A 12,289-nucleotide genomic window follows, 5' to 3' on the forward strand; every position below is an offset into this window, starting at 1 on the left:
GCCCTGGGCCGCGCTCACGCGCACGCGTGGAGGTGCGCGCGTGCTACCTGAGAGCTACTTCCTGCTGTAGTTCGGCGCCTCGACCGTCATCTGGATGTCGTGCGGGTGGCTCTCCTTCAGACCCGCCGAGGTGATCCGCACGAACCGCCCGTTGGCCTGGAGCTCGGGCACGGTCTTGCCGCCGACGTAGAACATCGACTGGCGCAGACCGCCGACCAGCTGGTGGACCACGGAGGACAGCGGGCCGCGGTAGGGCACCTGGCCCTCGATGCCCTCGGGGATCAGCTGCTCGTCGGAGGCGACGCCCTCCTGGAAGTAGCGGTCCTTGGAGAAGGACTTGCGGTCGCCGCGGGACTGCATCGCGCCGAGCGAACCCATGCCGCGGTACGACTTGAACTGCTTGCCGTTGATGAACAGCAGCTCGCCCGGGGACTCCTCACAGCCCGCGAGCAGCGAGCCCAGCATCACCGTGTCGGCGCCCGCGACCAGGGCCTTCGCGATGTCGCCGGAGTACTGGAGGCCACCGTCACCGATCACCGGGACACCGGCGGCCCGGGCGGCGAGCGCGGCCTCGTAGATCGCGGTGACCTGCGGGACGCCGACACCGGCGACCACGCGCGTGGTGCAGATGGAGCCCGGGCCGACACCGACCTTGATGCCGTCGGCGCCCGCGTCCACCAGCGCCTGGGCGCCGTCGCGCGTGGCGATGTTGCCGCCGATGACGTCCACCCCGGAGGAGTTCGACTTGATCTTGGCGATCATGTCGCCGACCAGCCGGGAGTGGCCGTGCGCGGTGTCCACGACGATGAAGTCGACACCGGCCTCGATCAGTGCCTGGGCGCGCTCGAAGGAGTCACCGGCCACACCGACCGCCGCGCCGACCAGCAGCCGGCCCTCGGCGTCCTTGGCGGCGTTCGGGTACTTCTCCGCCTTGACGAAGTCCTTGACCGTGATCAGGCCCTTGAGGACGCCCGAGTCGTCCACCAGCGGCAGCTTCTCGATCTTGTGCTTGCGCAGCAGCTCCATGGCCTCCGGGCCGGAGATGCCGACCTTGCCGGTGACCAGCGGCATCGGGGTCATGACCTCGTGCACGCGGCGGCTGCGGTCGCTCTCGAAGGCCATGTCACGGTTGGTGACGATGCCGAGGAGCTTCTTGTCGTTGTCCGTCACCGGGACGCCGCTGATGCGGAACCTGCCGCACAGCGCGTCCGCCTCGGCGAGCGTGGCCTCGGGGTGGATGGTGATGGGGTCGGTGACCATGCCGGACTCGGAGCGCTTCACCAGGTCGACCTGGTTGGCCTGGTCCTCGATGGACAGGTTGCGGTGCAGCACGCCGACACCGCCCTGGCGGGCCATCGCGATCGCCATGCGGGACTCGGTCACCTTGTCCATGGCGGCCGACAGCAGCGGGATGTTGACCCGCACGTTCTTGGAGACGTACGAGGCGGTGTCGATCTCGTCGGGAGCCATGTCCGACGGGCCCGGCAGCAGCAACACGTCGTCGTAGGTCAGCCCGAGTGTCGCGAATTTACCGGGCACTCCGTCGACGTTGGCAGTCATGACACCTTCCCCAAATGGCCTTGATCGGTGCGGATGTCCATGCTAACGGGAAGCATCGCTAGCAAATTCCACGGTACTGGGTCGCTTCAGGCTTCGTATGTTCGTACGACAGCAGGCCTGCGCCTGGTCAGGAAAGGCCACGGCGGGGGCTTTGCCCAAGGGGTTACTGCTCGGCGAGCGCGCGCAGCCGGCTCAGCGCCCGGTGCTGGGCGACCCGGACGGCTCCGGGTGACATTCCCAACATCTGCCCGGTCTCCTCCGCGGTCAAGCCCACGGCGATGCGCAGCAGCAGCAGTTCCCGCTGGTTCTCGGGCAGGTTGGCCAGCAGCTTCTTGGCCCACTCGGCGTCGCTGCTGAGCAGGGCGCGCTCCTCCGGGCCGAGGGAGTCGTCGGGCCGTTCCGGCATCTCGTCGGAGGGCACCGCCGTCGAACCGGGGTGGCGCATCGCGGCGCGCTGGAGGTCGGCGACCTTGTGGGAGGCGATGGCGAACACGAACGCCTCGAAGGGGCGGCCGGTGTCGCGGTAGCGGGGCAGCGCGAGCAGCACCGCCACGCAGACCTCCTGGGCGAGGTCCTCGACGAAGTGCCGGGCGTCGCCGGGCAGCCGGGACAGCCGGGTGCGGCAGTAGCGCAGCGCGAGGGGGTGGACATGGGCGAGCAGATCGTGCGTGGCCTGCTCGTCACCGTCGACGGCACGATGCACGAGGGAGCCGATCGCCCCCTGGGCTGTGCCCGCCTCGTCGTCGCGCATCGGTCCATGGTGCCCTGCGGCCGTCCGGTCCGTCGCATCGTGCTCGTGGTTGTGCACCGAAGCGTTATGAGCAGGTGCGCCGGCACTCATTCCCTGCGCCCTCCCCTTCCGCTCGACCGACTCGTCCCCGAGAGACTCCACACCTCAAGGATGCGGCATCCGCGCCGAAACGAGCAGCGCGCGTCCGCCAGACCCCGGCACCCCCCGCCAACCGGCGCATCCGACCGGCCCGGCACCTGCCGCACGGACGGCCGTCCCCGGGGGCGGCCGGAGAGGGGGGCGCGGTGGCGCCCAGGCAGCCGGGGGCGTCTCTCCCCACCAGCGGAACCTTCCGGCCCGGACCGGCCCCCGAGCCGGCACCGCACGCAGCGCGTGACTCGACAGCCGACGCCGCACCGAGCGTGCGCGCAGACGCGGCGCCCATGGCGGGGACGGCACCCGACGCGGCGACGGGCACAACAATCCACACAGCATCCGGCACAGCAGCCGAACGAGCCCCGGCACGGCCGACAGGCACAGCAGCCGGCACCGTCACAGCCTCGCCGACAGGCCCAGCAGCCGGCACCGTCACGGCGGCCCCACCGGCCCGCACATCACCCGCCACCCTGCCCGGCGCAACGCCGAACGCGCCCACGGCCACCGGCCGGGCGCCCCAGTCATCGCAACGGCAGTCACAGGCGGCGGACGCCCCAAGACGACCGGGCACGGAGACAGCCGGCACGGCAGGCACCTCAAGGCGACCAGCCACGGACACCGCAGCCACGCCAGACGCCCCGAGCCGACCGGCCACCGACACCGCAGCCACGCCCGACACCGCACGGCGACCAGCCACGGAGACGGCCCGCACGGCCGGCACGGCAGCCGCGCCGCCGATCACCGCCGTACGACGCCGGCTCCCGCCGTTCCGGCCACAGGCGCCCCCGCCCGTACCCACCACCCCGCCGCAGCCGGTGCCTCCGGCGCACCCGGCCGGGGCCGGATGCCAAGGAGGGGCCGCCGAGTCGCCCGGCCGCCATCGCCGATGCCGTTGCCCGTCGGGGGTGCCGGGTCCCGGGAGGCGGCCGGTGCGCTGGCGCGCCGTCCGCCCCGCAGGGCTGTGCACGTCCTACCGGACCAGACCCCAGCGGAAGCCGAGCGCCACCGCGTGGGCCCGGTCCGAGGCGCCGAGCTTCTTGAACAGGCGCCGCGCGTGCGTCTTCACGGTGTCCTCGGAGAGGAACAGCTCACGGCCGATCTCGGCGTTGGAACGGCCGTGGCTCATGCCCTCCAGCACCTGGATCTCCCGCGCGGTGAGCGTGGGCGCGGCGCCCATCTCGGCCGAGCGGAGACGGCGCGGCGCGAGGCGCCAGGTGGGGTCGGCGAGCGCCTGGGTCACCGTGGCCCGCAGTTCGGCGCGCGAGGCGTCCTTGTGCAGGTAGCCACGGGCGCCGGCGGCGACCGCGAGGGCCACGCCGTCCAGGTCCTCGGCGACCGTGAGCATGATGATGCGCGCGCCGGGGTCGGCGGAGAGCAGCCGGCGGACGGTTTCGACACCGCCGAGGCCGGGCATGCGCACGTCCATCAGGATGAGGTCGGAGCGGTCGGCGCCCCAGCGGCGGAGGACTTCCTCGCCGTTGGCCGCCGTCGTCACGCGCTCGACGCCGGGCACGGTCGCGACCGCGCGGCGGAGCGCTTCTCGGGCAAGCGGGGAGTCGTCGCAGACGAGGACGGATGTCATGACCGCCCTCCGCAGCTGATGCGCGTCACCTTGAGCCTCCAGGCTGGTACGGAATCGTCACCTGTGCGGTCGACCGCCTCGGACGCCTGCCCGAGCGCTTGTGTTCTCAACCGCCTCCGCACTCTCAACGACGGTCACTCGAAAGAGTTACGGGCCCGCGTGCCGTCTTCGGCACTCTACGTGAGGGGCCCGACACGGTGCAGTCACGACCAAGAGACCCTCAACTTTTCATCACAACCTATGCCCCATTTGGACCCTTTTCTTCCCGTTTCGTGGTGTCCGAGGCTAGATTCGCAATGAGTCATATTTTCATCTCCTTAGACCGGAGATGTACGGTCGTTGGCACCGTATCCGCCCAGAACGGCTACAAGGGGTCACGTAATGGCAGATTTCTCCCGCCTTCCCGGACCGAACGCGGACCTGTGGGACTGGCAGCTGCTGGCTGCCTGCCGCGGGGTGGACAGCTCGCTCTTCTTCCACCCGGAGGGCGAGCGCGGGGCGGCACGGAGCGCTCGCGAGAACTCGGCCAAGGAGGTCTGCATGAGGTGCCCGGTCCGTGCGGAGTGCGCGGCGCACGCGCTGGCGGTGCGCGAGCCGTACGGAGTGTGGGGCGGCCTGACCGAGGACGAGCGCGAAGAGTTGATGGGGCGGGCCCGCAACCGCCTGGTACCGGCCTCGGCCGGCTCCGGCGGCACCGCCTCGACCGCCTGAGAAGAGCTTGAAGCACGCCTGAAGGAACGTTTCTGCGAAAAGTACGCACACAGCAGGCCGCGTAGAAGCCGCACCCGCGGCTCCGGGTTCCTCCGGCCTTTACGGCCGCCGGGCCGCGCGCGCCAGCTGCTCCAGCGTCGCCGCCACGGCCGGCACCTGTGCCAGGTCGGGCAGGGTGAGGGCGACGATCTCCCGCCGTACCGCCGGCTCCAGCCGGACCGCACGCACTCCCCTGGGCCGTACCGACTCCACCGCCAGCTGGGGCAGTACGGCGACCCCGAGGCCCGCGCCGACCAGGCCGACCACCGCCGGATAGTCGTCCGTGGCGAAGTCGATGCGCGGGCTGAAGCCGGCCCCCTCGCACACCTCCACCAGCTGGCCCCGGCAACGGGGGCAGCCCGCGATCCAGGGCTCCTCGGCCAGCTCGCCGATGGCGACGGTCTCCGCGCGCGCGAGACGGTGCCGTTCCGGTACGAGGGCCACCAGACGGTCCGTCAACAGGGGGCGGACGACGAGGTCGTCCCAGTCCTCGGCGACGGCCGCGCCCTCGTAGCGGAAGGCGAGCGCCAGGTCGCAGTCGCCGTCACGGAGCAGGGCGACGGACTTCGGGGGCTCAGCTTCCTCCAGCGAGACACGGGTGCCCGGGTGGGCGGCGCGCAGGGCGGCCAGGGCGGTGGGGACCAGGGTGGAGCTGCCGCTGGGGAAGGAGACCAGCCGGACCCGGCCGGCCCTCAGGCCCGCGATGGCGGCGACCTCCTCCTCGGCGGCGGTGAGTCCGGCGAGGATGCCGGAGGCGTGCCGGACGAGGGCCTCGCCGGCCTGGGTGAGGCGCATCTCGCGGCCGCTGCGCACCAGCAGCGGGGTGCCCACGGAGGTCTCCAGGGCCTTCATCTGCTGGCTGACGGCGGGCTGGGTGCAGCCCAGTTCGCGCCCCGCCGCCGAGAAGGAACCGGTGGCGGCTACGGCGCGCAGGACGCGGAGATGACGTGCCTCGATCACCCCTTGAGCATAAGGCAGCCTTAGGGAAAGCACCCAATAATCGCTCGACGCTTTGAGGCAGGTCCCGTACCGTACCGGCATGAAGCTTCTCTCCCTCAACCTGGGCCGTCCGCAGCGGGTGCCGTACACGAGCCAGCGGGACGGCGTGACGGGCATCGACAAGAAGCCGGTCGACGGGCCGGTGCGGGTGACGGCACCGGGGCCCAAGGGGACCGGAGCGAGCGGGCTGGCCGGGGACGCGGTGTGCGAGCTGCGCCACCACGGCGGAGACGACCAGGCGGTGTACGCCTACGCGCGCGAGGACCTGGACGACTGGGAGCGCGAGCTGGGCCGACCGTTGGCCAACGGTTGCTTCGGCGAGAACCTCACGACGATCGGGCTGGAGGTCTCCCGGGCGCTGGTCGGCGAGCGCTGGCGGATCGGCGCGGAACTGGTCCTCGAAGTGACCGCCGGGCGGATCCCGTGCCGCACCTTCGAGGGCCATTTGGGCGAGCGGGGATGGGTGAAGAGGTTCACCCGGAAGGCCGCGACCGGTGCCTACCTGCGGGTGATCGAGCCGGGTGAGATCCGCGCGGGCGACGCGATCGAGATCGTCCACCGGCCGGACCACGGGGTGACGGCGGAGATGCAGTTCCGCGCGGCCACCACGGAGCGGGAACTGCTGCCGCGGCTGCTGGCCGCGGGCGAGGCGCTGCACTCGGAGTCGCTGGCGGCGGCCCGTAAGTACGTGGCGGAACAGGGCGGCTGAGGGCCGGTCACCGGCAGCGGGCGCTGTCGGTGCGGGTCACTACCCTTGGGCCATGACAACGGCTCTGATTACGGGATCGACCGCGGGGATCGGTGCCGCGTTCGCGCGGCGGCTGGCGGCGGACGGACATGACCTGGTCCTGGTGGCGCGGGACACCCGCCGACTGCGCGAGCAGGCGACGGAACTGCACGACCGGCACGGCATCGAGGCGGAGGTGCTGACCGCCGACCTGTCCGAGGACAAGGGCATCGAGGCGGTGGCCGACCGGCTCGGCGACCGGAAGAACCCGGTCGACCTGCTGGTCAACAACGCGGGTTTCGGCAACAAGGGCCGCTATCTCGAGGTGCCCATGGCCGACGAGCTGAAGATGCTCAAGGTGCACTGCGAGGCGGTGCTGCGGCTGACCTCGGCGGCGGTCGAGGGGATGCGGGAGCGCGGCCGGGGCGGGGTCGTCAACGTCGCCTCGGTGGCGGCCTTCGTGCCCCGGGGGACCTATGGCGCCTCCAAGTCGTGGGTCGTGCAGTTCACCCAGGGCGCGGCGCGGGACCTGGCGGGCAGCGGGGTGCGGCTGATGGCGCTGTGCCCGGGCTTCGTGCGCACGGAGTTCCACCAGCGGGCCGGGATGGGCACGGACAACATCCCGGGCTGGCTGTGGCTGGACGCCGACAAGCTGGTCGCCGCGGCGCTCGCCGATCTCGCGCGCGGCCGGACGCTGTCCATCCCGGACCCCCGGTACAAGGCGCTGATGGGCCTGGTGAAGGTGGCGCCCCGGGGGCTGCTCGGCGGGGTCACCTCGAAGACGGGGCGCAAGTACGGGCCGCAGTAGGCCCCAGGGCCGCACCCGTCGGTGAACGGGTGGCGCCGTCGCCCCGGTGGGAAGATGGGCCTGACGGAAACCGGGCCAGGGGGGCCGGGAGGCGGCGTCATGACCTTCGTACAGCTCATCGAGTGCAAGACGAGCCGGCTGGACGAGATGAACCGGCTCATGGACGACTGGGTCGAGCAGACCAAGGGGAAGCGGACGGCGCGGCACGCGCTGGTCGGCAAGGACCGCTCGGACGCGTCGCACATCGTGGAAGTGGTGGAGTTCTCCTCCTACGAGGAGGCGATGCGGAACTCGAACCTGCCGGAGACCGACCGGATCTTCGAGGGGATGGTCGCGCTGTGCGACGAGATGCCGACCTTCGTCGACCTGGACGTCGTACGGGACGAGCGGCTGTCGGAGGACACCGTCCGCAGGTTCTTCGCCGCGTTGGAGCAGGCCGGCGAGCTGGCTCCGTTCAACGACCTGCTGGAGGAGGACATCCACAGCCATGACCCGGTGAATCCGCAGGACACCATCGGGCTGGACAACGTCCGCAGCGAGTTCCGGATGTGGCGGGGCGCCTTCGACTTCACCTGGTCGCTCGATGACGTGTTCACCGAGGGGGACCGGGCCTGTGCGCGGTGGACGTGGCGGGCCACGCACACCGGCGACTTCCTGGGCATCCCGCCCACCGGCCGGAAGGTCACCATGACCGGGATGACCCTGTTCCGCTTCGGTGCCGGCGGAAAGATCGCCGAGCTGTGGTGGCAGCACGACCAGCTGGGGCTGATGCAGCAGCTCGGCGCGCTGGACGAACTGGAGCAGTGAACGGCCGATGGCCCGGCGCCGCAAGGGCGGCACCGGGCCATCGTCACGGTCCGCGCGTCACAGGACGCGCGGTGACCGGTTCGCTCAGTGGGCGTGGCCGTGGCCGTGGCCCGCGGCGGCCGGCTCTTCCTCTTCCTTCTTCTCGACGACCAGGGTCTCGGTCGTGAGCAGCAGGGAGGCGATGGAGGCGGCGTTCTCCAGGGCGGAGCGGGTGACCTTCACCGGGTCGATGACGCCGGCCTTGACCAGGTCGCCGTACTCGCCGGTGGCGGCGTTGTAGCCCTGCCCCTTCTCCAGGTCCTTGACCTTGGAGACGATGACGTAGCCCTCCTGGCCGGCGTTCTCGCCGATCCAGCGCAGCGGCTCGACCACGGCGTTGCGGACGACCGCGACACCGGTGGCCTCGTCGCCGGTCTTGCCGAGGTTGCCCTCGAGGACCTTGGAGGCGTGCACCAGGGCGGAGCCACCACCGGAGACGATGCCCTCCTCGACCGCGGCGCGGGTCGCGGAGATGGCGTCCTCCAGACGGTGCTTCTTCTCCTTCAGCTCCACCTCGGTGGCGGCGCCGACCTTGATCACGCACACGCCGCCGGCCAGCTTCGCGAGGCGCTCCTGGAGCTTCTCGCGGTCCCAGTCGGAGTCCGTGTTCTCGATCTCGGCCTTGATCTGCGCGACGCGGCCGGTGACGTCCTCGGACTTGCCGCCGCCGTCGACGATCGTGGTGTCGTCCTTGGTGACGGTGACGCGGCGGGCGGTGCCGAGCACGTCGAGACCGGCCTGGTCGAGCTTGAGGCCGACCTCCTCGGAGATGACGGTGGCGCCGGTGAGGACGGCCATGTCCTGGAGCATCGCCTTGCGGCGGTCGCCGAAGCCGGGGGCCTTCACCGCGACGGCGTTGAAGGTGCCGCGGATCTTGTTGACGACCAGGGTCGACAGGGCCTCGCCCTCGACGTCCTCGGCGATGATCAGCAGCGGCTTGGAGGCGCCGGCCTGGATGACCTTCTCCAGCAGCGGCAGCAGGTCCTGGATGGAGGAGATCTTGCCCTGGTTGATCAGGATGTAGGGCTCGTCGAGGACGGCCTCCATGCGCTCCTGGTCCGTGACGAAGTACGGCGACAGGTAGCCCTTGTCGAAGGCCATGCCCTCGGTGAAGTCCAGCTCCAGACCGAAGGTGTTGGACTCCTCGACGGTGATGACACCGTCCTTGCCGACCTTGTCCATGGCCTCGGCGATCAGCTCGCCGACCTGCTGGTCCTGGGCGGACAGCGCGGCGACGGCGGCGATGTCGGACTTCTCGTCGATCGGGCGGGCGGTGGCCAGCAGGTCGTCGGAGACGGCCTTGACCGCGGCGTCGATGCCCTTCTTCAGGGCGGCCGGGGAGGCACCGGCGGCGACGTTCTTGAGACCCTCGCGGACCAGCGCCTGGGCGAGGACGGTGGCGGTGGTGGTGCCGTCACCCGCGATGTCGTTGGTCTTGGTCGCCACCTCCTTCACCAGCTGCGCGCCGAGGTTCTCGTACGGGTCCTCGATCTCCACCTCACGGGCGATGGTGACACCGTCGTTGGTGATGGTGGGGGCGCCGAACTTCTTGTCGATGACGACGTTGCGGCCCTTGGGGCCGATCGTCACCTTCACCGTGTCGGCCAGCTTGTTGACGCCGCGCTCGAGGGCGCGACGGGCGTCCTCGTCGAACTTCAGGATCTTCGCCATGACAGCGGGAGCCCTCTCGGAAATCTGTGGGTGAAAAACCGAACTGCGCCCCGGGCGCCCGGCTTCGTTATCGGTCGCGGGGGCCAGGGGCGCAGCTCAGAATGCTTGAGGTGGTCTTACTTCTCGATGATCGCGAGAACGTCGCGAGCCGAGAGGACGAGGTACTCCTCGCCGTTGTACTTCACCTCGGTGCCGCCGTACTTGCTGTAGAGGACGACGTCGCCGACCTTGACGTCGAGCGGCAGACGCTCGCCGTTCTCGAACCGGCCCGGGCCCACGGCGAGGACGGCGCCCTCCTGGGGCTTCTCCTTCGCGGTGTCCGGGATGACCAGGCCGGAAGCCGTGGTCTGCTCGGCGTCGAGCGGCTGGACCACGATGCGGTCCTCGAGCGGCTTGATGGCAACCTTGGAGCTGGCGGTCGTCACGATCCGACCTCCCCCTTCGGAGATCTCACGGGGTTAACTGTCTGAGGTGGCGACCAGGTCGATCCGTCGTCGCGGGTGCCGGACCTGCCCGTCGCGTTTGTTGGCACTCTCCAGGGGGGAGTGCCAGAGCGAGACTATGACCGCGATTAGCACTCGGTCAAGCCGAGTGCCAATTCCGGCCGCGCGTCGCACGGAACGCCCCCCGTGGCTGGTCCTAGAGGTAGTCCTCCAGCCGTCCGACCGTCAGTCCCCGTCGCTGGATGCGGCGCAGCAGCCGCGCGGTCCGCTCGCGCAGGGACGGGCCCGTCGTCCCGTCCGGGCCGACGAGGACGATGTCGCCGGGGCCGAGCCGGTGTTCGCCGTGGGGGTAGACGAGGCCGGCCGGGGTCATCGCGGCCCGCCACAGCACGATCGCCGAGATGCCGCAGTCGGCCGCCGCGCGCAGGGTGACCGTGTCGTACCTGCCGTAGGGCGGGCGGAACAGCCGGGGGTGGACGCCGAGGCGGGAGGCGAGGCGGCTCTGCTGGCCGCAGATCTCGGCGCGCTGGCCGGCGTACGGCACTCCGGGCAGGGCGCGGTGGTCCAGGGTGTGGTTCTCGATGCCGGCGCCGAGCCGGTGCAGCCGGGCGACGTGCGGGTAGCCGGGGCCGGCGACGCTGTCGGTGAGGAAGAGGCTCACCGGGAGCCGGAGTTCGCGGACCATGGCGAGGAAGCGGGGGTCGCGCTCGGCGCCGTCGTCGTAGGTGAGGAAGACGACCCGGTCCCGGGTGGGGACGTGGTCCAGGACGGGCGGGGCGGCGCGACGGCCCGGGCGGGCCGCGAGCGGACGGCCGGCGGGCGGTGCGGGGGGCCGGGCGAGCGGTTCGCTCAGCCCCCAGTGGCGGTACGGCTGGTCGGGGGCGGGGCCGTGCGGGCGCACCTCCTGGGCCGCTTTTCTGCCCAGGCGTTCGATGGGGTCGACGGACTGGGCGCAGCCGGCGAGGAGGGCGGCCGCGAGGAGGGCCGCGGCGAGGACCGCGGCCGGGCCCCGCCGCGGCCTCACAGGTAGTCCTCCAGGCGGGCCACCGCGTAGCCCTCGCGCGTGATCCGGTTCAGGAAGCGGCGCATGTCGTCGACCATCGTGCCGTTCCAGTCGGAGCGGCCGCGGAAGTGGGTCAGGACGATGTCGCCCTTGCGGAACTGCTGGTCGTCCTCGCGGAACTCCCAGTGGTCGACGAAGACCTCCTCGTTCCAGATCGGCGCGTATCTGATGCCGCAGGCCTTGGCGGCGCGCAGGGTGTCCTGGTTGTAGTTGCCGTAGGGCGGGCGGAAGACGGTCGGGCGCTTGCCGAACTCCCGCTCCATGATGTCCTGCATGCCGCAGATCTCGTCCTTCTGCTCCTCGTAGGACAGGCCCGGCAGGTAGGGGTGGTGCAGGGTGTGGTTGTTGAGGGTGTGGCCGTAGGACTGCATCTTCCGGAAGTAGCCGTAGTCGTCCTTCACCAGGTAGTTGCTGAGGAAGGCGGTGTACGGGATCTTCAGGTCCTGCATCATCTTCAGGAACCGGGGGTCCTTCTCCGAGCCGTCGTCGATCGTGAGGAAGACGACCTTGTCGCGGGTCGGGATCGTGGTGAAGACCGGGGGCAGGTCCCAGTCCTCCTGGTGGTCGACCTCGAAGCCGGGACGTGCGGTGATCTCCGGCTTCTTCCTGGGCGGGGCGGGCGGGGTGAGTGGGACCTCGTCCAGCCCCCAGCGCCGGGCGGCGGCGACCAGCCGGGCGTGTTCGGCGGCCCGCCGGGCCTTCGGGCTCACGCCGTGGGCGGGGCCGCCCTGGCCGGGGGCGGCGGGGGCCGCGGGGGCGACGGAGTCGGGACCGGCGCAGCCGGCGAGGAGCGCGGCCGAGGCCAGCGCGGCGGCGGCGCAGCCGAGGGCCGTCCGGCGGACGCGGGCTCGGGAACCGCATCGCAGCCCGGCCCGATTTTTATCGTTTTGTACGACTACTCGCATGGTGCCGGATCCTCCCAGGCCCCACCCGGCCACCCGGCCCGACACCACC

12 protein-coding genes are annotated in these 12,289 nt (G+C 71.2%); 4 read left to right on the forward strand and 8 right to left on the reverse strand.

Features of this window, described 5'->3' with window-relative positions; genetic code table 11:
- Window positions 1–54: 54 nt before the first annotated feature.
- From guaB to ACWCV9_RS21220, 3 genes are all read right to left on the reverse strand, one after another.
- Window positions 55–1,560 carry an IMP dehydrogenase gene (guaB, locus tag ACWCV9_RS21210; protein WP_450788630.1) on the reverse strand — a complete coding sequence of 502 codons (1,506 nt, stop codon included), beginning with the start codon at window positions 1,558–1,560 and terminating at the stop codon, window positions 55–57.
- Window positions 1,561–1,723: 163 nt separating this feature from the next.
- The gene (locus ACWCV9_RS21215) at window positions 1,724–2,311 is read right to left on the reverse strand and encodes a sigma-70 family RNA polymerase sigma factor (RefSeq protein WP_385843395.1); all 588 of its coding nucleotides are present in this window, start codon (window positions 2,309–2,311) and stop codon (window positions 1,724–1,726) included.
- Between the two features lie 1,105 nt (window positions 2,312–3,416).
- Window positions 3,417–4,028 carry a response regulator transcription factor gene (locus tag ACWCV9_RS21220; protein WP_003948568.1) on the reverse strand — a complete coding sequence of 204 codons (612 nt, stop codon included), beginning with the start codon at window positions 4,026–4,028 and terminating at the stop codon, window positions 3,417–3,419.
- 381 nt (window positions 4,029–4,409) lie between these two features.
- Here ACWCV9_RS21220 and ACWCV9_RS21225 point away from each other — a divergent pair, with 381 nt between their 5' ends.
- Window positions 4,410–4,739, forward strand: a complete 330-nt coding sequence (locus ACWCV9_RS21225; protein WP_385843393.1) for a WhiB family transcriptional regulator — start codon at window positions 4,410–4,412, stop codon at window positions 4,737–4,739.
- A 99-nt stretch (window positions 4,740–4,838) separates the two neighbouring features.
- Here the strand turns inward: ACWCV9_RS21225 and ACWCV9_RS21230 are convergent, their stop codons facing one another.
- A complete protein-coding gene (locus ACWCV9_RS21230; protein WP_450788632.1) occupies window positions 4,839–5,738 on the reverse strand; it encodes a LysR family transcriptional regulator in 900 nt (299 codons plus the stop codon).
- Between the two features lie 79 nt (window positions 5,739–5,817).
- Between ACWCV9_RS21230 and ACWCV9_RS21235 the strand changes: the two genes are divergently transcribed.
- From ACWCV9_RS21235 to ACWCV9_RS21245, 3 genes are all read left to right on the forward strand, one after another.
- On the forward strand, window positions 5,818–6,486 hold the full coding sequence (locus ACWCV9_RS21235; RefSeq protein ID WP_450788633.1) for an MOSC domain-containing protein: 669 nt from the start codon (window positions 5,818–5,820) through the stop codon (window positions 6,484–6,486).
- Between the two features lie 52 nt (window positions 6,487–6,538).
- Window positions 6,539–7,312, forward strand: coding sequence for an SDR family NAD(P)-dependent oxidoreductase (locus ACWCV9_RS21240; RefSeq protein WP_450788635.1), 774 nt, complete (start codon window positions 6,539–6,541; stop codon window positions 7,310–7,312).
- A gap of 99 nt (window positions 7,313–7,411) precedes the next feature.
- Window positions 7,412–8,119 carry an ester cyclase gene (locus tag ACWCV9_RS21245; protein WP_450788637.1) on the forward strand — a complete coding sequence of 236 codons (708 nt, stop codon included), beginning with the start codon at window positions 7,412–7,414 and terminating at the stop codon, window positions 8,117–8,119.
- A gap of 84 nt (window positions 8,120–8,203) precedes the next feature.
- Here ACWCV9_RS21245 and groL read toward each other — a convergent pair whose 3' ends face one another.
- The 4 genes from groL to ACWCV9_RS21265 all read right to left on the reverse strand — a co-directional run bounded on the left by groL (window position 8,204) and on the right by ACWCV9_RS21265 (window position 12,240).
- Complete coding sequence (groL, locus tag ACWCV9_RS21250; protein ID WP_450788639.1) at window positions 8,204–9,829, reverse strand: chaperonin GroEL; 1,626 nt, start codon at window positions 9,827–9,829, stop codon at window positions 8,204–8,206.
- Window positions 9,830–9,945: 116 nt separating this feature from the next.
- A complete protein-coding gene (gene groES, locus ACWCV9_RS21255) occupies window positions 9,946–10,254 on the reverse strand; it encodes a co-chaperone GroES (RefSeq protein ID WP_039652762.1) in 309 nt (102 codons plus the stop codon).
- Window positions 10,255–10,468: 214 nt separating this feature from the next.
- Entirely contained in the window at window positions 10,469–11,296 is an 828-nt protein-coding gene (locus tag ACWCV9_RS21260; RefSeq protein WP_450788640.1) for a polysaccharide deacetylase family protein, read from the reverse strand.
- Window positions 11,293–12,240 (reverse strand): polysaccharide deacetylase family protein, encoded by a 948-nt coding sequence (locus ACWCV9_RS21265; RefSeq protein WP_450788642.1) that lies wholly within the window; start codon window positions 12,238–12,240, stop codon window positions 11,293–11,295. Before ACWCV9_RS21265 ends, ACWCV9_RS21260 begins: the two co-directional genes overlap by 4 nt.
- Window positions 12,241–12,289: the final 49 nt, after the last annotated feature.

This window comes from Streptomyces sp. NPDC001606 (genome assembly GCF_053596835.1).

Bases quoted from the DNA above. Each gene is read 5' to 3' on its own strand.
- ACWCV9_RS21265 (WP_450788642.1), bottom strand. From the start codon at position 12,240: ATGCGAGTAGTCGTACAAAACGATAAAAATCGGGCCGGGCTGCGATGC.
- groL (WP_450788639.1), bottom strand. From the start codon at position 9,829: ATGGCGAAGATCCTGAAGTTCGACGAGGACGCCCGTCGCGCCCTCGAG.
- guaB (WP_450788630.1), bottom strand. From the start codon at position 1,560: ATGACTGCCAACGTCGACGGAGTGCCCGGTAAATTCGCGACACTCGGG.
- ACWCV9_RS21215 (WP_385843395.1), bottom strand. From the start codon at position 2,311: ATGCGCGACGACGAGGCGGGCACAGCCCAGGGGGCGATCGGCTCCCTC.
- ACWCV9_RS21225 (WP_385843393.1), top strand. From the start codon at position 4,410: ATGGCAGATTTCTCCCGCCTTCCCGGACCGAACGCGGACCTGTGGGAC.
- ACWCV9_RS21245 (WP_450788637.1), top strand. From the start codon at position 7,412: ATGACCTTCGTACAGCTCATCGAGTGCAAGACGAGCCGGCTGGACGAG.
- ACWCV9_RS21235 (WP_450788633.1), top strand. From the start codon at position 5,818: ATGAAGCTTCTCTCCCTCAACCTGGGCCGTCCGCAGCGGGTGCCGTAC.
- ACWCV9_RS21240 (WP_450788635.1), top strand. From the start codon at position 6,539: ATGACAACGGCTCTGATTACGGGATCGACCGCGGGGATCGGTGCCGCG.
- ACWCV9_RS21220 (WP_003948568.1), bottom strand. From the start codon at position 4,028: ATGACATCCGTCCTCGTCTGCGACGACTCCCCGCTTGCCCGAGAAGCG.